Genomic DNA, 599 nt, shown 5'->3' with positions numbered 1-599 from the left:
CCCTGCGAAGGGAATGTAGTTGTCGGTAGGTCAGTACCATTGACTGATACTGTACCGCTCATTATTTTGTCTTCTGCGCGAGTGAATTGTATTGTGGTACTCAGACCAGCTTGATGAACACCATTCAATACAGGGATCAGCGTTGCGATACCCTCTCCGCCTCCTGTAACAGTGGCTTTGTAATCACCGTTGATATTTAGACTGTAATCAATTGCGCTAATTTTTATATAGGGCACGTTAGTACCTGATTGCACAAATTCCATCCCTTCAGAAACTTTGATCGGATTGCCTGATATATCGTGCAGAACAAGACGTAATTCAGCACTATCGGTATAGTCCCCTTTCAGTGATGACCGATTGCTCTTAAGGACGGACTGCGAGGTGTCTGCCGGGCCAGCCACCAGCGTTATATCTACTGTTTGCATTCCACCAGCGGTCGTGACTGCGCTTACCGTGACGCTACCTGTCATCGCTCCTTTCACGCTTGTTGTCGCGATTCCGTTTTGATCGGTCACCGCTGTTAATGACGTTAATGTGGCAGAGCCGCTTTTTAAGGCGAAGTACACAGTGAGACCTTCGATCAGGTTACCACTGCCATC

General features: G+C 47.7%; 1 protein-coding gene. It reads right to left on the bottom strand.

Going from position 1 to position 599, the window contains the following annotated elements:
* Positions 1 to 599, bottom strand: a 599-nt coding sequence (locus tag ACS8YF_RS19900) for an Ig-like domain-containing protein (protein ID WP_440851808.1), incomplete at both ends; no start/stop codon positions are given.

Origin of the sequence: Salinisphaera sp. SWV1 (assembly GCF_052044155.1) — a bacterium.
Lineage (GTDB): Bacteria > Pseudomonadota > Gammaproteobacteria > Nevskiales > Salinisphaeraceae > Salinisphaera.
The sequence above is the reverse complement of the archived record's forward strand: the minus strand, read 5'-3'. Positions and strand labels throughout refer to the sequence as shown.